We start from the raw sequence: 18,653 nt of genomic DNA on the forward strand, positions 1-18,653 counted from the left end.
CATGGCTGGCCTGCCGCAAGAAGCTGATGAACAACATGAAAATCCAGTCCGCCCGAAAAGCCACCCACACATGGCTGGCAGGAAAAATCAAGTGCGGTAACTGCGGCTATGCGCTTATGAGTATCGTCAACCGGGTAGGCCGTCAATATCTCCGCTGTACGAAACGGCTGGACAACAAAAGCTGCGTCGGGTGCGGCAAGATTTACACCGCCGAACTGGAAACGGTAGTCTATCAGCAGATGGTAAAAAAGCTGGAAAGCCACAAGACGCTGACGGGCAGGAAGAAAGCGGCAAAGGCCAATCCGAAAATCGCCGCCCTGCAAGTGGAACTTGCCCATGTGGACGGCGAGATTGAAAAGCTGGTGGACAGCCTGACGGGGGCGAACAATGTCCTGCTCTCCTATGTGAATGTGAAGATAGCGGAACTGGACGGGCGCAAGCAGGAACTTGTGAAGCGGATAGCGGACTTGACCGTGGAAGCCATCAGCCCGGAACAGGTCAGCCAGATTTCCGGCTACCTCGACACTTGGGAGAATGTATCCTTTGACGACAAGCGGCGGGTGGTGGATTTGATGATTACCACCATAGCCGCCACAAGCGAAGCCATCAACATTACATGGAAAATCTGACGGGCAGCACACCTCCCGTCAGACCGTTACCCTGTGTAGTCCCTTGTATACTGTACTTAGCCTATTGTTAAGCATCATTTGCTTTGGAGTTACTAAATAATAGAATGAACAAGTATTAATTACTTATGGTATTTCATAACATCACCGACATCACAATCCAAGACAAAACAAATCCTTGTCAAAACATCTATATCCATTCTCTCAATTTGACCGTTATAGTAACGGTTTGCAACTTCAAAACGGATACCTGCCCGACTTGCTAACTGGTTTCGGTTTATGCCTTTACTATCCATTATCTCATTGAAACAAAAACGAATTTTCCCATAATTTTGCGGTACAAATATAGAATTATCCATAGTAACTACTCCTTTAGATATAGTCTATATGCGTAGTTACATCTTGACTATTCCCTTATATATAGTTACTATATAAATAGTAAATTATGTGTATAGGGGTAATAATCATGGATACAGATATTTTCTGCTCGGCCAGTTTCAGCGGATACCGGCCCGAAAAGTTTTATTTCCCTTTGGAATTTGATAATCTTGAATATGAAAGACTGCAAACCAGTATACACAACGCCATCATTCAGGCGCTAGAACTGGGCTACAAAACCTTTCTATGCGGAATGGCAAAAGGCTTTGATCTGACCTGCGCTGACATATTGCTGGATATCCGCGAACAGCAACAGCAATACAGTAACACCCGCCTCATTGCCATACTGCCTTATGCAGCCCATACATTCAAAGATAGCTGGGGCAATCTACATAAGATCGTTAAACAGTGCGCAGATCAGATTGTAATTGTATCGCCGGAGTATACCCAAAGCTGCTATTACCAGCGAAATAGATACTTGGTGGAAAATGCATCCCACCTTATTTGTTATTGGGACGGGCAATCAGGAGGAACAGCACAAACGGTCGGCATGGCTCAAGAGCGGGGTCTGACGATATGCAATCTATCAGATACCACGGCACCGAAAAGGAACCTAATAATTTACTGACAATATTCCCTATACTTTTCACACTCCCTATGATACAATAAATAAGTAAGTTAACTGTCAATTGGCAGATAGATGTTTAGACAATGCCAAGGGGTAGGTACACGTATTTGTATTGTTCCAGTGATCCTAAAGTAGCTATATGAGTTTTTATACTTATACAGAAAAGAGGCACGGCCAGAGATGGCGGTGCTATTTTTAATATTAAATTGACTATACACATTTCTGGTTCCCCGCGCCGGAGGTGGTTTATATATCCGAATATAAACCATCGCGAGCGCATCCCGAAAGGAGGTGGCGCTATGCCAAGTGTTTTCTTTGCATTTTGGTCGCATAGCCCAGTACAGCAAGTGCTTCAACTTGCCACCTCCGAGCGCGGGAACCACAAGTAAGAATTGACTAAAATATGAAGGCGCAATTTGGCAAATAATATGCCGAATCGCTCCTTAGACATTACAAAAGTCAGCAATTTTTCTGATGCCGTCAAATGGTATCTGAAAGAGAAAAGAATGACACAAGCAGATTTGATTAGAAAAAGCGGCGTTTCCAGATCAACAATTTACAAAATCTATCATAATAAAGATGGTAGAGGTGGCCCTTATAAAGCAACAGATGAGATTGTATATGCTATTAGCAATGCATTTGAGTTATCTCCTGATAAATGGAGAGAACTCAAATCTATTGCGTTTCCAGAAAGAAAAATTTGGGAAGATGGATTGAAAAACAGAATTAATATTGTTCAGGTGAATATTGACTTGTATGATAACGGTTGTGACTTGTTGCCAATAACTAAAGAAAATTAAGATTATGCTGTCTTGTTTTGACAAGGCAGCATATTTTTATTCTTTTTTTGCTTCTCCGGAGAGGCAATGCCCCCCTTTGAAAAGCAATATGATGTAGATACAGAAACAGTTTCTGAATACTACATGCGGCACACGGGACAAGGCCAGCCCTGCCGCCATTCATTAGGAGGAACTACAATGCTCAAAGTAACAGAAATGCAAATCGACCCGCGCTCACTGGGAAGCAAATTCTGGTTAACCGACGTCATCCCGGCGTACCAGTATACAAACGGACAGCGGACGGATACGATCACCGGCTACCGCTATTCCATTTGTTTGCCGGAAAAAGGGTTAGAAAAAATCAATATCCGTATTGAAGGAAAACAGCTTGTAGAAGCCCTCGAAAGCGGCTATGTAGAAGTGACCCTGTCCGGCATCGAAGTGTTCCTGTACTGGCAAAATGGAGCCGTACAGGTAGGTGCCAAAGCCACCGGCATTTCATTGGTGAATCACAAGGGTTAAAGGATAAGCGGCGCCGGATAAGCAGCCGGGGGGATAAAACATTTTTCCCCAAAGAAAAATGTTCCCGCCGGCGGCGGTTCGGCGCCGCCCTTTCCATAAGGGCTAGTATTACCCTTATGGAAACCATGTAGCATGTAGCAACCGAAAGGGGGCCGCACAAGTGGCAAACAATGCACAAGCCCGCAAGTGGACATTGGTTATCAACAACCCGCAGGAATGCGGCCTGTGCCATGACGCCATATCCAAAATCCTGATGCAATTTTCTCCCGACTATTTCTGTATGTCGGATGAAATCGCGTCAACAGGAACGTATCACACAAATGTCTTTTTCTATTCCGCTTCGCCGGTGCGGTTTGGCACAATCAAAAACCGATTCCCCGCTGCACACATCGAAAAAGCATACGGAACCTGTCAGCAGAATCGGGACTACGTTATGAAGTCCGGCAAATGGGCAGACAGCGACAAGGCCGAAACTGTAATTAAAGGCACATTTGAGGAACACGGTGATCTCCCCACTGAAAAAGCGGAAAAGGCACCGGCAATGGCACGGCTAATGGAAAATATCCGCGATGGCCTAACAACAGCACAGATCATCGAGGACGACCCCAAAATGGCCTTTAAAATCCGGGACATTGACACCCTGCGTCAAACCCTGCTATCGGAGCGGTACGCCACCGAGAACCGGGATTTACAGGTGGCATATTTCTATGGTGCCAGCGGGGCCGGTAAGACCCGATATATTTATGAACAGCACAATCCCCGCGAGGTCTGCCGCATCACCAATTACCGGGAGGGAAAAGGCGTTGTCTTTGACGGATACCACGGGCAGGAAGTCCTTGTGTTTGAGGAATTTCACTCCCAGGTGCCCATAGAGGAAATGCTCAACTTTCTGGATATTTACCCACTGTTTCTCCCTGCCCGGTACAGTGACCGGGTGGCTTGTTTCAAGCAGGTATATATCACAAGCAATCTGCCACTGAAGGCACAATATAAAGCCATTCAGTGGAATCAACCGGAAACGTGGCAGGCATTCCTGCGTCGCATTCACAGAGTTATGGAATATACATCAGATGGCACCGTATGGGAAACCATCTGCAATGAAAGGACGATATTTTAATGAATCAGGATCAGAAATTTAGATTAGAACAACAGACAAAACGCCGTTATTGGCTCCTGCGCCTACAGGCTGGCTGTACGGCAGTTTTTAGGGACAAGGCAAAGCGATATATTCTCGCCGGGTATCTGGCGTTGGCGGCGTCGCTGTGGCTGTTTCGCGGCCCGATCTTCAAGCTGGACAGCGGCGACGTATTCGCCGCCATGAACCGTATGGGCATTGAAAACCTGCTAAGGTTCGGTGCTATCGCCGGGGGCGTCCTGCTTCTCCTACTCTTTGGTATGCCTTTGGGCGGCAAAGCCATTCACGACAACCTGCGGCGCATCGGCTTTGTCAACCACGCCGGGGAAACGCCCCTTTTGGTAGCGGCCTATCCCGACAAGGACAGTCCCCATGTGGAGATACTGGAATTTGAAGCAAACGGCATCCCTCTCATGGATTGGAGCAACAAGCAGGAGAAGTTGGAAGCCGCCCTTGACGTCTACGCAGTCAAGATTAAGGAGGGAAAGAACAAACGGCGCATTCTGCTATACACCGTCCCGGCTGGGGACGGTCTGCCGGAAGTGCTCTACTGGAAAGAGGAATACTTGAACCGGGACAGCTTTGTGTTGCTGCTGGGAGAAAGTCTGACCGGGCCTGTATCGGTTAACCTGACCAAGATACCCCATATTCTTGTCGGCGGCTCCACCGGTTCCGGCAAATCCGTCCTGCTGAAACTGTTGTTGATGCAGTGTGTGCAAAAGGGAGCGTGGGTATATATTGCCGATTTTAAAGGAGGCGTGGACTATCCCCGTGTATGGCATAATCGCTGCCACATGGTCACCACTAAAGAAACTTTGCTGCATATGCTGGAACGCATCGTTTACGAGTTAGAAATACGCAAAGAACTATTTAGCCGCGCAGAATGTTCCAACCTTGACGAATACAACCGAAAAACCGGTTCCATGCATCCCCGCATTATCGTTGCCTGTGACGAAGTCGCTGAGGTTTTGGACAAGACCGGCCTTGAGAAGTCTGAAAAGGAGCAGGTGGCGCAGATTGAAAACAAGCTGTCGGTGATTGCAAGACAGGGCCGCGCCTTTGGCATCCACCTCATACTTGCCACCCAGCGCCCGGACGCGAACATCCTATCCGGGCAGATTCGCAACAACATTGACTGTCGGGCGTGTGGCCACGCTGACAATGTGCTGTCCCAGATCATACTGGACAATACCGATGCAAGCAGCCGGATTCCCAAAGATGTGCAGGGGCGTTTCCTGCTGCACGATGGGACAGTGTTTCAAGGCTATCTGTTTGATGAAGAAAAAGCGTTCGGGGGTGGGGCCGATGGGGTGTGAACAGAAAACCCACGAATACAACGTGCAGGGCAAGACCTTCATCGTCACCCCTGTATACTCCCAAGAGGGCGGCCAGAAAATGAGCGATATTCTGTTGAATTGGATGTGTGAAGATACCCGGAAATACGAAGATGAAAATGTGAAAAAACCTTGATTTTATGCGGTTTTATCTATACTTTCGATGTGAAATATGGTATAATATTGGTAAGTAAATATCGCTTGTTTGACTGCCGGGAAGGAGGATATTTTGAAACAGTCAAACAACAGATTGAGCAAAGAAAACACCGCTTTTGGCTATGGCCGTATATCCCGCGAAGATGGTTTGGCAGGTGATAGCTACAGCATCCAGACCCAAAAGAAACTGCTTTCCCAGTATGCAAAGGAAAAAGGGTATAGCAATTTCAAGTTTTTCTATGATGACGGTATCACCGGCGTGTCCACCAACCGCCCGGAGTTCCAGAAAATGCTTGCCCAGTTGGAACAGGGCAAGGCATCCGCCCTCTTTATCAAAGACCTGTCCCGCCTCTACCGTAACCGGACGGAGGCGGATAGGCTGGTGGAGGACTTTTTCCCGGAACATGGCGTCCGCCTTGTGTCTGTGGGTGACGGTATCGACACCGCCATGGGGGACGATGAATTTATCTTCCTGCGGAATTGGGCCAATGAACAGTACGCAAAGGATATTTCCAAAAAGCGCCGCCTGTCCAATGTTGTCCGTGGCAACGCCGGGGAACCCCTCTCTTTTCCGCCCTTTGGCTACACCAAAGACCCGGAGAACCCCAAACGCTGGATTGTTGACGAGGACGCCGCCGCCATTGTGCGCCGCATCTACGGCATGTCGTTGGACGGGATGGGCATTGAACAGATCGCCACCGCCCTGCAAGCTGACGGTGTAATGACGCCCACCTTCTACTATTTGAGCAAGGGAATCGGCAGACCGGGATTGAAAGCGAATCAGGAGCCGGACAAGTGGAACCATTCCACGGTTGCCAAAATCCTGTCCTTACAGGAATATTGCGGTGATGTTATCAACTTCAAGACCTATTCCAAGTCCTACAAGCATAAGAAGCGGATAGCCAACAGTGAGGAAAATATGGCGATCTTTCGGGATGTTCACGAAGCCGTCATTGACCGGGTAGATTGGGAGAAGGTGCAGCAGAAACGGGGCAAGGTTCGCAAGCGCAGAAAGCACGATGGAGGCCACAACATGTTTTCCGGTATCCTTGTCTGTGCCGACTGCGGTGGGAATATGAATTTCCATTTCAATCAGGGCAACCCGGAAATCCAGTATTTCAACTGCTCCAACAATAACAGCAGCCGCAAGACCTGCGATGCCACCCACTATATCCGGGTGGACTTTCTGGAGCAGGTGGTGCTGGGCGAGGTTCGCCGCCTGACACGCTTTGCCAGCCGGTACGAAAAGGACTTTGCAAGGGTGGTTATGGGCAACTCCCAGCAGAACGCCGCCGATGATCGGAAACGGAAGCGCCGGGAGTTGGACGCCATGAAAGCACGGGACAAGGAACTCGACCTGCTCTTTGAGCGTCTGTATGAGGACAACGTGGCCTCCAAAATCTCCGATGAACGCTTTGCTAAAATGTCCGCCAAGTACGAACAGGAGCAAGCGGAATTGCAGGGGACGATCAAGGTGTTGCAGTCGGAACTGGAGAAGGTGGAGGACAAGACGGTAACTGCTGATATGTTTATCTCCACCGTGCGCAAATACTCCCGCGCCAAGAAGCTGACGGCCCGGATGCTGAATGATTTAATCCAGCGCATTGAGGTGTACCACGCTGAAAAGGTAGATGGAGAACATCGGCAGCGACTGACCATTCATTATCATTGTATCGGTGCTATCCAGATCCCCGACATTCTGGAACTTCCGGTGCCGGATGTGAAGGTACAGACCCGCAAGGGTGTAATGGTCGCTTACTCCGCATAAAAGAGCATGAAAAAACGGAGTGTCCATAAAGAATCTGAAATCCTTTATGGACACTCCGCATGGTGCGGGTAACAGGACTTGAACCTGCACAGCCTTGCGACCAATAGAACCTGAATCTATCGCGTCTGCCAATTCCGCCATACCCGCATATTTAGTTATCAAAAATCCTCTGTTCAAATCTCTGACGAAATTTTAGAATTCCTATTAGAAAACCCTTGAGCAGAAGAGTTCGACCGTTAGAATAAGAAACACAAAAGCTTTGTAGACATGCATTAGAGCGCCATTTGCGGACGCTGACCTTTCTAAGGGGTCAATAAACGCAATTCAGAACCTGAATCTAACGCGTCTGCCAATTCCGCCATACCCGCATATCAGCACGATTTCAGCAATCGTGCTTGATTATTATATCATTGGGCTCCCGGCTTGTCAACCGCTTTTCCGGAAAATTTCAGATGCGCTCGTCGAGGAGGAGCTTCTCCATCAGGCGGTGCCCCTCGGGGATGAAAAGCCCCGTCTTTTCGGCGAACGCCTCGGTGTACGCGCCTGCGTGCAGCGGCGATTCGCGGTCGCTGCGGTAGAGGACGAAGGGCACGGGATCGCCGCTGTGGGTGCGGATGGAAAGCGGCGTCGGGTGGTCGGGCATCAGCAGGACGGCATAGTCCTCCCCGCTCGCCTGCAGCGCGGGCAGCAGCCGTCCGAGGATCTCCCGGTCGATCAGCTCGATCGATTTCACCTTGTTCTCCACCTCGTGGCGGTGGCCGCACTCGTCGGGCGCCTCCACATGGATGTAGACGAAGTCGCAGCCGTTTTGCAAGAGGCCGATCGCCGCCGCCGCCTTGCCCTGGAAGTTGGTGTCCACATTGCCGGTCGCGCCGGGCACGTCGACGCTCTTGAGCCCCGCGCAGATGCCGATCCCCTTGATGAGGTCGACGGCGGAGATGACGCCGCCTTTCACGCCGAACCGTTCCTCAAAGGAGGAGAGCGCGGGGCGGGTCCCCTCGCCCCAGAACCAGCAGCAGTTGGCCGGGCGCAGGCCGCGGGAAACGCGCGCCAGGTTGACCGGATGGTCGCGCAGCAGCGCATAGGACCGCTTCATCATGTCGAGCAGCTGTTCGCCGTAGCGGCCCTTCGGAAGGCAGTCCCGCACGGGCTTTAAGGAGATGTCGTGCGGCGGCGTGCAGTCGGTACCCGTCTCGGCGTGGCGCAGCACGAGGCAGTGGCGGTAGCTGATGCCCGGATAGAGGCCGCGCGTTTCGGTGTGGAACTCCCGGTTCAGGAAGGCTATCAGCTCGGTCGACTCGGCCGTCGTGATCTCATCGGAGGAGTAATCGACCATCGTCGCATCCTCGAGCGCCCCCTCCTCCGAGAGGTTCACGAGGTTGCAGCGGAAGGTCACGTCGTCCGCCGCGAGCGGGATGCCCATGCTCACCGCCTCGAGCGGCGAGCGGCCGCTGTAGTAGATCCTGGGGTCGTAGCCCATCACCGAAAGGTTGGCGGTGTCCGAGCCAGGAGGCATTCCCTCGGGGACGGTGCGCGCCATGCCCACGGTGCCGTGCTGCGCAAGGAAATCCATATGCGGCTTGACCGCCGCTTCGAGCGGGGTCCTGCCGCCGAGCTCGGGGACGGGGCGGTCCGCCATGCCGTCGCCAAGCATTACCACATATTTCATACGATCACCCGTTCTGTCAAAATGGGGCGCTCAAATGCCCAGCCAGCCGCTTACGGCTTCCTTCATCTTCGCGGGTTCGACCGTCGAGGTAAACCGCTCCGTCTTATCCTGAAGGCCCGCGAGCGCCTGCGGCGCGGGCTGCCCCGAAAGCTCCGCCAGCTTTGCGAGCAGAGCGAAGTCCCCGCCGTCCGCCGCCCTGCCAAAGGCCGCGGGCAGCACGCTGTTTGCGAATTTGAAGGGGCTCGCGGTGGACGCGATGACCGTCGGCGTCCGGTCGCCGGTTTTGGCGGCGTAATCCCGGTAGACGTTCACCGCCACCGCGGTGTGGGTGTCGCAGAGATACCCCGTCTCCCGGTAGACGCCGCGGATGGCCGCGGCGGTCGCCGCGTCGTCGGCGCAGCCCGCCGCGAACTCGCTTTGCAGCTTCGCAAGGACGTCCGGCCCCACCGTGTATTTCCCCGTCTTCGCAAGCGCCTCCATATAGCCGCGCAGGACCTTGTCGTCCCGGCCGCAGAGCAGGTAGAGCAGCCGCTCGAGGTTGGAGGAGATGAGGATATCCATCGACGGGGAGGTCGTGACATAGAAGCCGCGGTTGCGGTCGTAGGTCCCCGTCGTGATGAAGTCGGTGAGGACGTTGTTCCGGTTGGAGGCGCAGACGAGCTTCCCGACCGGCAGGCCGCAGTGCTTGGCGAAATAGGCCGCCAGGATGTTGCCGAAATTGCCGGTGGGCACCACGACGTTGACCGGGTCGCCGGGCTTGATCCTGCCCGCGTTCAGCAACTCGCAATAGGCGGAGAAATAGTAGGCGATCTGCGGGACGAGCCGCCCCCAGTTGATCGAGTTGGCCGACGAGAGGATGTACCCCCTGTCCGCGAGCTCCTCCGCGTAGGCGCGGTCGGTGAAGATCCGCTTGACGCCGTTCTGGGCGTCGTCAAAATTGCCCTCGGCGGCGAAGACCATGACGTTCTCTCCCGCCTGGGTGGTCATCTGGAGGCGCTGGATGTTGCTGGTGCCGCCGTCGGGATAGAAGACGCAGATCTTGGCGCCCGGCACGTCGGCGAACCCCTCAAGCGCGGCCTTGCCCGTGTCGCCCGAGGTGGCCACGAGGATGACGACCGTCTTGTCGCAGCCGGTCTTGCGCAGCGAGGCGGTCAGCAGGAAGGGCAGCAATTGCAGCGCAAAATCCTTAAACGCGCAGGTCGGGCCGTGGAAAAGCTCGAGGATGTGGGCGTTTTCGTCGAGCGAAACGACCGGCGCGACCGCCTTGGGCGGGAACTTCTCCGGCGCGTAGGCGCGCGAGACGTATTCCCGCAGCTCGTCCTCGGAAAAATCGGTCAGGAAGCGGGAGAGCACGGCCACGGCGCGGCCGGCGTAGCCGGTCTTGGCCATCGCCTCGATCTCCGAAAGGGAGAACTGCGGCAGGCTTTCGGGCAAAAACAGGCCGCCGTCGGGCGAGAGCCCCGACACGATCGCCTGCGCCGCGCTGACGCGGTGCCCACTGTCGCGGGTGCTGATGTAATCCATGGAAACCAAACTCCTTTAAACTGTGCGCCAATGACACACAGCTGTATTCAACTCAACTATCATATCATATTCAGCGGGCTTTGAAAAGCCTCCGGGGGGAACTTTTGAAAAAGTTCCCCCCGGACCCCTCTCAAAACTTTGGGTTCAGGCGGGGCGCGTCGCTCCGCCCTACCCGCGTCCCGTGAAAAACGTTTCGCCCGCCATAAAGAAACGTTTTCGCCCGCCTTCTCCCAAAAGGCGGCGGGCGGAACGCCCTGTCCTTCCGGCGCATTTTCTTTGCCGCTTTCTTTTGCAAGAGAAAAGAAAGCGGGGCCGGGCGGGCGGAAAACGGCGCGCCGGAGGCGCGCCACGCGCGAAGCGCGCGTGCGGCCAAGCCGCACGGTTTTCCGCCCCGCCCGCGGGAGCGCCGCGCCTTCCGGGGGGCGCCCGCACCTGCCCGACAACTTCGCGCGGAGGCTGCGCGGAAACTCACACGAACACGACCTGTAGCAGGAACATATAGACGACGGTCGAAATGCCGATGGAGAGCAGGTTGTTGCGCTTCCAGACGTGGATGGCGGCGGCGAGCGCCACGGCAATGATCTCGGGCGCGCCGAAGGGCGCGGCGGTAAAGCTGGTATTCCGCAGGCAGTAGATGACGAGAATCGAAATAATCGCGAAGGGCAGGATGCGCCCGAGGTAGACGACCAGCCCCGAGACGGGGCGGTCGTCGCGGAAGACGAGGAAGGGCAGCGCGCGGCAGCAGACGGTGACGGCGACGACCGTCGCGATGACGGCGACTGCCTGAAGCGGACTCAGCGGCATGATCCCGGCGCCTCCTTTCCATCCGAAGCATCCCCGGCGGGTTCCTCCGCCGGGGGACCGATCTTCCGTTCGATCGTGCGGCGCCCGGCGACGAGCACCGCGACGGTGAGCAGCAGCGCGGGCGGCAGGAAGCCGTCGGTGCCGAACAGCAGCAGGCAGACCGCCGCGCAGGCGATCCCCACGAGGGCGGGGATGTGGCTTTTGGCGGTAAGCCACTGCTCGACAAAGATGACGATGAAGAGGGCGGTCATCGCGAAGTCGATGCCCGTCGAGTTGAAGGGCACCAGCTCGCCAATCGTCGCGCCGAGCACCCCGCCCACAATCCAGTAGCTCTGGTTGAGGGCGGAGATCAGCAGGTAGAACTTCCCCCGGTCGCAGCCCTCGGGCGTCTTGACCGAGCAGAGCAGCGAGTAGGTCTCGTCGGTGAGCGCGAAGATGAGGTAGGGCTTCTTTTTCCCGAGGCCCTTGAACTTGTCGATGAGGGAAAGCCCGTAGAAGGCGTGGCGCGCCTGAACGGCGAGTGTGACGACCGCCGTCTGCGCCAGCCCCACCCAGCTGGTGAGCAGTTCGACGAGCACGAACTGCATCGACCCGGCATAGACGGTCAGGCTGCACCCGAACGCCCAAAGCGCGTTGTACCCCGCCTTCTGAAGCAGCAGGCCGAACGCCATGCCGACAAAGATGTAGCCGAAAAAGACAGGCGCCGTCGCGGTGAGCGCGGCGCGCAGGGTTTTACTGGTATCCTTTGCCATGGAAACAACCTCGAAACATCAGATTTTGATCTTTCCAATGGTAGCACAATACAGCGCAAAATTCAACCGCAGGCGTGTAAAAAAACCGCGCGGGCAAGGCTGCCCGCGCGGTTTTTTTCTTTTTTACACCGGGCGCTCACGCGACCCCCACGGTGAGCAGGATGTTTGCAAAGACGCGTTTTTCGCCGGTGGAGATCGCCAGCCGGACCTTCGGCTCGCAGCAGGCGCCGTAGAAGGCCCAGCGGTCGAGCCCGTCGAGCGCCCTCCCGCCGAGCAGGCGGGTGAAGTCAGAAAAAATTTCCGGGGTGCTGCCGTCCTCGGGCAGCATGACCTCCGCCTTTTCCACATTGATGTTCTGGAGCAGCGTCTCGAGCACCTGCGTGACCTCGGGAACGCCCGCCGTCAGTCCCAGATAGACCTTCTGCGCGCCGCCCGTTTTGGCGTCGAGCGGGTAGTTGCCATCCGCGATCAGAATCTGGTCGCCGTGGCCGCAGAGGGAGATCGCCTTCATGATTTCCGGGTTGATACAGCCGCCTTTCAGCATGGCGCTTGCCTCCTGTCGGTTATTTTTCGTTGTCGCGGAGCTGGCCGAGCGTCCCGCCCGGATGCCACATGACATACTGCTTCGGGTCGAGCCCGCGGTTCGCCTGCAAAAGCACGCTCAGCCGCTGGAGCACGAAGTTCTCCGCGAGGATCGAGGCGCGCGGCGCGCGGTTGAGGGGGCCGCCCTCGCAGCAGACGCCCGCGAAGAGGTGGGCGGCGCTCTGCTTGGCGAGCCACGAATCGGGATTGCCCGAGACGCCGATTACCTCGCAGCCGTTATTTTTGATCGCGGTGACGGTCGTCTTCATTTCGGCGGTCTCGCCGCTGTTGGAGATGCAGATGACCACGTCGCCCGGCACGAGCTGCCCGCAGGAGCCGTGCACCGCCTCGGTGCCGTGCAGAAAGTAGGTGGGGGTGCCGGTGGAGGAGAGCAGCGACGCGCCGTAGCCGCTCACGTGGCCGGGCTTGCCGATGCCGGTGATGTGCAGGCGGCCGCCCTTCTGCCGGGAGGCGAGGATGAGCTCCGCCGCCTTCACATACTCGGCGTCCTCCACGCCGTCGACAAATTGGTCGAACGCCTCGCGCGCCCTGGCGGTGAACTCCCGCATCGCCTGGATGGATTCCTGTTTCAAGCTGTTGTCGCTCCTTTATCGTGAATTCTGTTTCCGGATTATTTGAGCACGTCGAGCACCGACAGGTCGAAGCTGTCGAACTTTTGCTCCTTCATCAGCGCGATTACCTCGTCGAGGGTCGGCAGCGAGGGCTGCGCGCCCATTTTGGAGACGGTGATCGTGGCGGCGTAGCTGGCAAATTCGAGCGCCTGCGCCGGGGTGAGTCCCGCGCAGACCGCCGTCGTATACGCGCCCACGAAGGAGTCGCCCGCGGCGGTCGGGTCCTTGACCTCCACCACGTCGATGCAGGGGCAGTAGTGGCTCTCCCGCGCGTTCGCGACGATCGCGCCCGAGCTGCCCAGCGTGATGATGACGTTCTGCACCCCCTTGGCGAGCAGCGCCTGGACCGCCGCGTCCACGTCGGCGCGGTTGACCTCCTTGCCCTGCTTGCGGATCTCGACGCCCGTCAGGTCGGCGGCCTCGTGCTCGTTGGGGGAGATGTAGCTCAGGTGGGAGAGCAGCTCCGCCGAAAGCGGCGCGGAGGGCGCCGAGTTGAGCATGACCGGGACGCCCTGCTCATAGGCGTATTTCGCCACGAGTTCGTTGATCTCCATCGGGATCTCGAGCTGGAGCATGACCATGTCGTAGGCGGCGATCTCCTCCTTCAGGAAGGCGACCTCCTCCGGCGTGATCGCCATGTTCGCGCCCGGCACCACGATGATGCGGTTGCGGCTCTTCTGGCCCTCCTCGACCTCGAGCGTGATGCTGCCCACGCCCGAGGCGTGGTCCGGGTCGGCCAGGATGTGCTGGGTGTGGATGCCGGAGGCGGCCACCGAGGCGGTCATCTCCCGGCCGAAGCCGTCGTCGCCCACCTTGCCCACCATCGTCACGTCGGCGCCCAGCCGCGCGGCCTGGACCGCCTGGTTGGCGCCCTTGCCGCCGGAGGCGGTGTTGAAGCTCTTGCCGATCACCGTTTCCCCGGAGTTCGGGAACCTGCCGGTGGAGACGATGAGGTCCATCATAAAGCTGCCGACCACGAGGATCTTCGGTTTTTTGTACATAGCTGCATCTCCTTTATCAAGTTGGTCCGATCAGATAATCCCTTTCGTCACGGCCGCGCGGGGCCGTGGGATTCGCGCAGAGTCAGCCCGGCGGGCAGGAGGACCGTCCGTTCGGGCGGCTCGCGCCCCTCGATCAGCCCGATCAGCATCTCCGCTCCCTTCGCGCCCATCGCAAAGGCGCTCTGGCGCACCGCCGTGATCGGCGGGTTCGCGATCTCGGTCCAGTCGTAATCGTCGAAGCCGACGACCGCCACCCGGCCGGGAATGGCGATCCCCGCCCCGCCCAGGTATTTGACCAGCCCCATCGTCAGCACGCTGTTGGCGGCAAAGACGGCGTCCGCCCCCTGTCCGACGAGCTCGCGGGCCGCTTCCCGCCCCGCCTCGATCGAATAGTCGAGCCCCAGGCGGACAAGCCCGGGGTCGAGGGGGAGCCCGCGCTTTTCAAGCGCCCTCCGGTAACCGGCATAGCGGTCGTAGGCGGTCGAGAGGTCGAGCGCGCCGCCGAGGTAGCCGATGCGCGCGCGGCCCGAATCGGCCAGCAGGCCGACGGCCTGCTCGGCGGCGGATTCGTTGTCGCAGCAGACGAGCGGCAGGTCGCAGCCGTCGAGCCGGCGGTCGAGCAGGACGGTGGGCAGGTCGACGCCCGCGAGCAGCTCGTCGTAACGGCTGTGGCGGCTGTTGGGGACGAGCAGGAGCCCGTCGATCCAGCTCTTTTTGAGCACCGAGACGCTGTCCAGCCGGATATCCGACCTGCGCTCGGAATAGGTGGAGACGATCAGGTCGTAGCCGCGCCGCTGGAGGGTGTCCTTGACGCCGCCGAGCACGTCGAAAAAGAAGCAGTTGGTCGAGTTGCCCGGCTCGGTGGAGGGGATGATCAGCGCGATGATGTTGGATTTCTGGGTCTTGAGCGCCCGGGCGGCGAGGTTGGGCCTGTAGCCGGTCCGGCGGATGGCCTCCTCGACGAGTCGGCGGCTCTTTTCCGACACGGGACGGGTCCCGTTGATCGCGTGGGACACGGTGGTGATCGAAAGCCCCGTCATGCGGGCGATTTCGCGGATGCTCACGCCTTTCCTCCCCCTTCCCGCGCAGGCTTTTTCCGTGCCAAACGTTTTCGCGCAAACGTTTGGCATCCGTATTTATCTTACACGCTTCCGCGGTTCCCTGTCAACGGACAGCCTGCACAAGAATCCCGGGGGCCTCTTGGCGGAAACGCCCGAATCGGGAGGCTTCCGCATGGTGAAAGGCCCGGCGTTCCGGATGGAACGCCGGGCCTTTTCTGTCGGTGCAACGTGAAGGGGTCCGGGGGAACCCTTTCAAAAGCTCCTCCGGGGGCTAAACGTAATGCACGCCCTCAAAGGCGTCGAGCCGGGGGAGGTCCCGGCCGGGGAGGGGGGCGGAGGCTCGGGCGCGGTATTCGCCGGGGGATTCGCCGGTGAGGCGGCGGAAGACCTTGCAGAAATAGTTGGCGCCCGCGTAGCCGGTCATGTTGGCCACCGTCTCCACCGGGTATTCGCGGTTGAGCAGGAGGAGCTTGGCGGCGTCGATCCGCTCCCGCTGGAGGAACTTGCCGGGGGACTCCCCGACCTCCGCCGTAAAGGTGCGGATGAGGTGGGACTTGCTCACCCCGAGCTTTTCGGCAAGCTCGTCGACGCCCGCGAGGAAGGCGGGCTCGGACCGGATGAGGTCGATGGCGCCCCGCACCAGCTCGCTGCAGGCGTCCGCGCGGGGCGCCGCCGCGCAGAGCTCCATGAGGATGCGGTAGGCCGCCTCGCTCGCGGCAAAGGGGTTCTGGAAGCCGCCCGTCTGCGCGCGGCGGCAGAAGTTCCACAGCAGGCCCGCCGCGCGGCATCCGGCGTGGGGGCGCAGGAGCGCGCCGTCGCGCGCCAGCAGCGCGGCCAGCTCCCGCGCGTTTTTGAGGAGCAGGTAGGCGCAGTCGGCCTCCCCCTCGGGCAGCAGGCGCAGGGCGGAGGCGTCCCGCGCGACGAGGAAGCACCCCGGCTCAAGGCGGAGGGACTCCTCCCCGAGCAGGGCGGACACGCGCCCCCCGCAGAGGTGGAGCAGCAGGACCGCGTGCCCCGTGAAGGAGAGCGGCGCGCCCGCCTCCAGCCGCCCGCACTCCGTCGGAAGCACGCCGGGAAAGCCCGCGGGGGCGCGCAGCCCGAGGGGACAGCGTCCCGACCTGATCTCATCGATCGCAGACATCAATAAATCACCATCAATATCAATAAACTACCATTGTATTTGATAGAATCCCCGATATAATAAGGATTATAGGGGATATTCAAAGAATAACACATCCATGATACAAAATCAACATTTTACCATAGGGGGCTATATTATGGCAAGCATTTCCCTCCGCCACATCTTCAAGGTCTATCCCGGCAACGTGACCGCCGTGAGCGATTTCAACCTCGAGATCGACGACAAGGAGTTCATCATCCTCGTCGGCCCGTCCGGCTGCGGCAAATCCACCACCCTGCGCATGATCGCGGGGCTCGAGGAGATCAGCAAGGGCGAGCTCTACATCGGCGACAAGCTGGTCAACGACGTGGCCCCCAAGGACCGCGACATCGCGATGGTCTTCCAGAACTATGCGCTCTACCCGCACATGACCGTCTATAAGAATATGGCGTTCGGCCTTCAGCTGCGCAAGACCCCCAAGGAGGAGATCGACCGCAAGGTGCATGAGGCGGCCAAGGTGCTCGACATCGAGCACCTGCTCAACCGCAAGCCCAAGGCGCTTTCGGGCGGACAGCGGCAGCGCGTCGCGCTCGGGCGCGCGATGGTCCGCGACCCGGCGGTCTTCCTGCTCGACGAGCCGCTCTCCAACCTCGACGCCAAGCTGCGCACCGCGATGCGCTCGGAGATCACCAAGCTGCACAAGCGCCTGGGCACCACCTTCGTCTACGTCACCCACGACCAGACCGAGGCGATGACGATGGGCGACCGGATCGTCGTCATGAAGGACGGCTTCATCCAGCAGGTGGACACCCCGCAGAACCTCTACGACAAGCCGTGCAACATCTTTGTCGCGGGCTTCATTGGCTCCCCGCAGATGAACTTCCTCGATGTCACGATCCAGAAAAAGGGCGGCGGCTACGCCGCGATGTTCGGCGATCATGAGATCAAGATCCCGGCGGGCAAGGCCGATGCCGGCACCCTCGACGCCTATGTGGGCAGGACGGCGACCCTTGGCATCCGCCCCGAGAACCTGCACGACGAGGAGGCCTATTTCGGGCTCGATACGGCGAGCGTCATCGACGCGGACGTCGATTTGGCCGAGCTGATGGGCTCGGAGATCTTCCTCTACCTCACCAGCGGCGAAACCAAGCTGGTCGCCAAGGTCCCGCCCCGCAGCGGAGCCAAGGACGGCGACCGCATCAAGATCGCGATCGACTGCACCAAGATCCACCTCTTCGACAAGGAGACCCAGCAGGTCATCTTCAACTGACATGCACTGCGGCTCCCGGCGGCGGTTTTACCCGCCGCCGGAGCCTTTTTCCATCTTCAGAAAGCGAGGTGTTCCCGTGGGACTCTTCGGAAACTACGCCAAGCCCGGCCCCGGCATCCCCAAGGACGCACCCCCCAAAAGGGGGCTGGCACTCTTTTTCGACGTGCTGTCCCGCGAGTTTTTCGAGCTCGTCAAGCTGAACCTGCTCTACCTGCTCTTCTGCGTCCCCGTCGTCACCATCCCGGCGGCGACCACCGCGATGTGCCGGGTCACCCTCACGATGCTCCGCGACCAAAACCACTTCCTCTGGCACGATTTTTTTTCCGCCTTCCGGCGGGAGTTCAAATGGTCGACCCTGCTCGGCCTGCCGCTGCTCGCGCTGATTTTGCTCTGCGACGGGGCGCTGCGCTTTTACGGCGCGGCCGCCCTCGCCTCGCCCGTCTATGGTATCCCCCTGTTCGCCGGCGGGGTGCTGCTCCTGCTGCTGCTCTGCGCGGCGCTCTACCTCTTCCCCATGCTCGCGCTCGTCGACCTGCCGCCCCGGCAGGCGCTGAAAAACACCCTGCTGCTCGCCCTGCTCTGCCTGCCGCGCAACCTGCTCGCGCTGGCCGTCATCGGCGCGCTCGGCTTCCTCCTGGCGGCCACCCTGCCGATGTCCCTCATCTACCTGCTGCTCATCGGCTGCTCCCTCACCGGCCTGGTCGCCTGCTTCTGCGCCTACGGGGGGATCCGGAAGCATGTCCTCCGGTAGCCTCCGTCATATGCCCGCCGTCCGCCTCAAAGCGGCGGAAGAAAGGGGCCGCCCATTCGGGCGGCCCCTTTCTTTTCCAGCCCCTCCCGCGTTTGCAATCCGCGGGCGCGGATGGTATGATAAACGCAAGAAACCAACGGCGCCGCCCCGCGGCGAAAGAA

General features: G+C 58.3%; 19 protein-coding genes and 1 tRNA gene. 9 read left to right on the top strand and 11 right to left on the bottom strand.

What is annotated here, in order from left to right:
* On the top strand, positions 1–629 hold a 629-nt coding region (locus tag RCI06_RS09940; RefSeq protein WP_306575903.1), incomplete at its 5' end, for a zinc ribbon domain-containing protein.
* A gap of 119 nt (positions 630–748) precedes the next feature.
* Here the strand turns inward: RCI06_RS09940 and RCI06_RS09945 are convergent.
* Positions 749–985 carry a helix-turn-helix transcriptional regulator gene (locus tag RCI06_RS09945; protein ID WP_306575905.1) on the bottom strand — a complete coding sequence of 79 codons (237 nt, stop codon included), beginning with the start codon at positions 983–985 and terminating at the stop codon, positions 749–751.
* A 107-nt stretch (positions 986–1,092) separates the two neighbouring features.
* Here RCI06_RS09945 and RCI06_RS09950 point away from each other — a divergent pair, with 107 nt between their 5' ends.
* The 6 genes from RCI06_RS09950 (at position 1,093) to RCI06_RS09975 (ending at position 7,326) form a co-directional block, all read left to right on the top strand.
* A complete protein-coding gene (locus RCI06_RS09950; protein WP_306575907.1) occupies positions 1,093–1,632 on the top strand; it encodes an SLOG family protein in 540 nt (179 codons plus the stop codon).
* A 416-nt stretch (positions 1,633–2,048) separates the two neighbouring features.
* A complete protein-coding gene (locus RCI06_RS09955; protein WP_306575910.1) occupies positions 2,049–2,432 on the top strand; it encodes a helix-turn-helix transcriptional regulator in 384 nt (127 codons plus the stop codon).
* Between the two features lie 177 nt (positions 2,433–2,609).
* Complete coding sequence (locus tag RCI06_RS09960; RefSeq protein ID WP_306575913.1) at positions 2,610–2,933, top strand: hypothetical protein; 324 nt, start codon at positions 2,610–2,612, stop codon at positions 2,931–2,933.
* 160 nt (positions 2,934–3,093) lie between these two features.
* Positions 3,094–4,050, top strand: a complete 957-nt coding sequence (locus tag RCI06_RS09965; RefSeq protein ID WP_306575915.1) for a viral replication protein — start codon at positions 3,094–3,096, stop codon at positions 4,048–4,050.
* The gene (locus RCI06_RS09970; RefSeq protein WP_306575918.1) at positions 4,050–5,384 is read left to right on the top strand and encodes an FtsK/SpoIIIE domain-containing protein; all 1,335 of its coding nucleotides are present in this window, start codon (positions 4,050–4,052) and stop codon (positions 5,382–5,384) included. The genes RCI06_RS09965 and RCI06_RS09970 overlap by 1 nt, the downstream gene beginning before the upstream one ends.
* Before the next feature lie 247 nt (positions 5,385–5,631).
* Complete coding sequence (locus RCI06_RS09975) at positions 5,632–7,326, top strand: recombinase family protein (RefSeq protein ID WP_306575921.1); 1,695 nt, start codon at positions 5,632–5,634, stop codon at positions 7,324–7,326.
* 60 nt (positions 7,327–7,386) lie between these two features.
* Here the strand turns inward: RCI06_RS09975 and RCI06_RS09980 are convergent.
* From RCI06_RS09980 to RCI06_RS10025, 10 genes are all read right to left on the bottom strand, one after another.
* Positions 7,387–7,473, bottom strand: a tRNA-Leu gene (locus RCI06_RS09980).
* Between the two features lie 301 nt (positions 7,474–7,774).
* Positions 7,775–8,995, bottom strand: coding sequence for a cofactor-independent phosphoglycerate mutase (locus RCI06_RS09985; protein ID WP_306575924.1), 1,221 nt, complete (start codon positions 8,993–8,995; stop codon positions 7,775–7,777).
* Between the two features lie 30 nt (positions 8,996–9,025).
* The gene (gene thrC, locus RCI06_RS09990) at positions 9,026–10,519 is read right to left on the bottom strand and encodes a threonine synthase (protein ID WP_306575927.1); all 1,494 of its coding nucleotides are present in this window, start codon (positions 10,517–10,519) and stop codon (positions 9,026–9,028) included.
* A gap of 468 nt (positions 10,520–10,987) precedes the next feature.
* A complete protein-coding gene (locus RCI06_RS09995) occupies positions 10,988–11,323 on the bottom strand; it encodes a branched-chain amino acid transporter permease (protein WP_101553049.1) in 336 nt (111 codons plus the stop codon).
* Positions 11,314–12,075: an AzlC family ABC transporter permease gene (locus RCI06_RS10000; RefSeq protein WP_101553048.1), complete on the bottom strand. Its 762-nt coding sequence runs from the start codon at positions 12,073–12,075 to the stop codon at positions 11,314–11,316. The genes RCI06_RS09995 and RCI06_RS10000 overlap by 10 nt, the downstream gene beginning before the upstream one ends.
* A 136-nt stretch (positions 12,076–12,211) precedes the next feature.
* Complete coding sequence (locus RCI06_RS10005) at positions 12,212–12,619, bottom strand: RbsD/FucU family protein (RefSeq protein ID WP_306575931.1); 408 nt, start codon at positions 12,617–12,619, stop codon at positions 12,212–12,214.
* Positions 12,620–12,638: 19 nt separating this feature from the next.
* A complete protein-coding gene (locus RCI06_RS10010; protein WP_121586363.1) occupies positions 12,639–13,226 on the bottom strand; it encodes an SIS domain-containing protein in 588 nt (195 codons plus the stop codon).
* 62 nt (positions 13,227–13,288) lie between these two features.
* Positions 13,289–14,290, bottom strand: a complete 1,002-nt coding sequence (rbsK, locus tag RCI06_RS10015; RefSeq protein ID WP_306575934.1) for a ribokinase — start codon at positions 14,288–14,290, stop codon at positions 13,289–13,291.
* A 47-nt stretch (positions 14,291–14,337) separates the two neighbouring features.
* On the bottom strand, positions 14,338–15,354 hold the full coding sequence (locus RCI06_RS10020; RefSeq protein WP_306575936.1) for a LacI family DNA-binding transcriptional regulator: 1,017 nt from the start codon (positions 15,352–15,354) through the stop codon (positions 14,338–14,340).
* Positions 15,355–15,622: 268 nt separating this feature from the next.
* Positions 15,623–16,492: a helix-turn-helix transcriptional regulator gene (locus RCI06_RS10025; protein ID WP_306575938.1), complete on the bottom strand. Its 870-nt coding sequence runs from the start codon at positions 16,490–16,492 to the stop codon at positions 15,623–15,625.
* Positions 16,493–16,628: 136 nt separating this feature from the next.
* Between RCI06_RS10025 and RCI06_RS10030 the strand changes: the two genes are divergently transcribed.
* Both RCI06_RS10030 and RCI06_RS10035 read left to right on the top strand, forming a co-directional pair.
* Entirely contained in the window at positions 16,629–17,741 is a 1,113-nt protein-coding gene (locus RCI06_RS10030) for an ABC transporter ATP-binding protein (RefSeq protein ID WP_101553043.1), read from the top strand.
* A 76-nt stretch (positions 17,742–17,817) separates the two neighbouring features.
* Positions 17,818–18,492 carry a YesL family protein gene (locus RCI06_RS10035; protein ID WP_306575940.1) on the top strand — a complete coding sequence of 225 codons (675 nt, stop codon included), beginning with the start codon at positions 17,818–17,820 and terminating at the stop codon, positions 18,490–18,492.
* Positions 18,493–18,653 lie beyond the last annotated feature (161 nt).

It is taken from the genome of Anaerotruncus massiliensis (ex Togo et al. 2026) (assembly GCF_030825285.1).
Lineage (GTDB): Bacteria > Bacillota > Clostridia > Oscillospirales > Ruminococcaceae > Anaerotruncus > Anaerotruncus massiliensis.

Coding starts and splice junctions, on each gene's coding strand:
- RCI06_RS09950 (WP_306575907.1), top strand. CDS start 1,093: ATGGATACAGATATTTTCTGCTCGGCCAGTTTCAGCGGATACCGGCCC.
- RCI06_RS09985 (WP_306575924.1), bottom strand. CDS start 8,995: ATGAAATATGTGGTAATGCTTGGCGACGGCATGGCGGACCGCCCCGTC.
- RCI06_RS10000 (WP_101553048.1), bottom strand. CDS start 12,075: ATGGCAAAGGATACCAGTAAAACCCTGCGCGCCGCGCTCACCGCGACG.
- RCI06_RS10010 (WP_121586363.1), bottom strand. CDS start 13,226: ATGCGGGAGTTCACCGCCAGGGCGCGCGAGGCGTTCGACCAATTTGTC.
- thrC (WP_306575927.1), bottom strand. CDS start 10,519: ATGGATTACATCAGCACCCGCGACAGTGGGCACCGCGTCAGCGCGGCG.
- RCI06_RS10025 (WP_306575938.1), bottom strand. CDS start 16,492: ATGTCTGCGATCGATGAGATCAGGTCGGGACGCTGTCCCCTCGGGCTG.
- RCI06_RS10005 (WP_306575931.1), bottom strand. CDS start 12,619: ATGCTGAAAGGCGGCTGTATCAACCCGGAAATCATGAAGGCGATCTCC.
- RCI06_RS09945 (WP_306575905.1), bottom strand. CDS start 985: ATGGATAATTCTATATTTGTACCGCAAAATTATGGGAAAATTCGTTTT.
- RCI06_RS10030 (WP_101553043.1), top strand. CDS start 16,629: ATGGCAAGCATTTCCCTCCGCCACATCTTCAAGGTCTATCCCGGCAAC.
- rbsK (WP_306575934.1), bottom strand. CDS start 14,290: ATGTACAAAAAACCGAAGATCCTCGTGGTCGGCAGCTTTATGATGGAC.
- RCI06_RS09960 (WP_306575913.1), top strand. CDS start 2,610: ATGCTCAAAGTAACAGAAATGCAAATCGACCCGCGCTCACTGGGAAGC.
- RCI06_RS09970 (WP_306575918.1), top strand. CDS start 4,050: ATGAATCAGGATCAGAAATTTAGATTAGAACAACAGACAAAACGCCGT.
- RCI06_RS09995 (WP_101553049.1), bottom strand. CDS start 11,323: ATGCCGCTGAGTCCGCTTCAGGCAGTCGCCGTCATCGCGACGGTCGTC.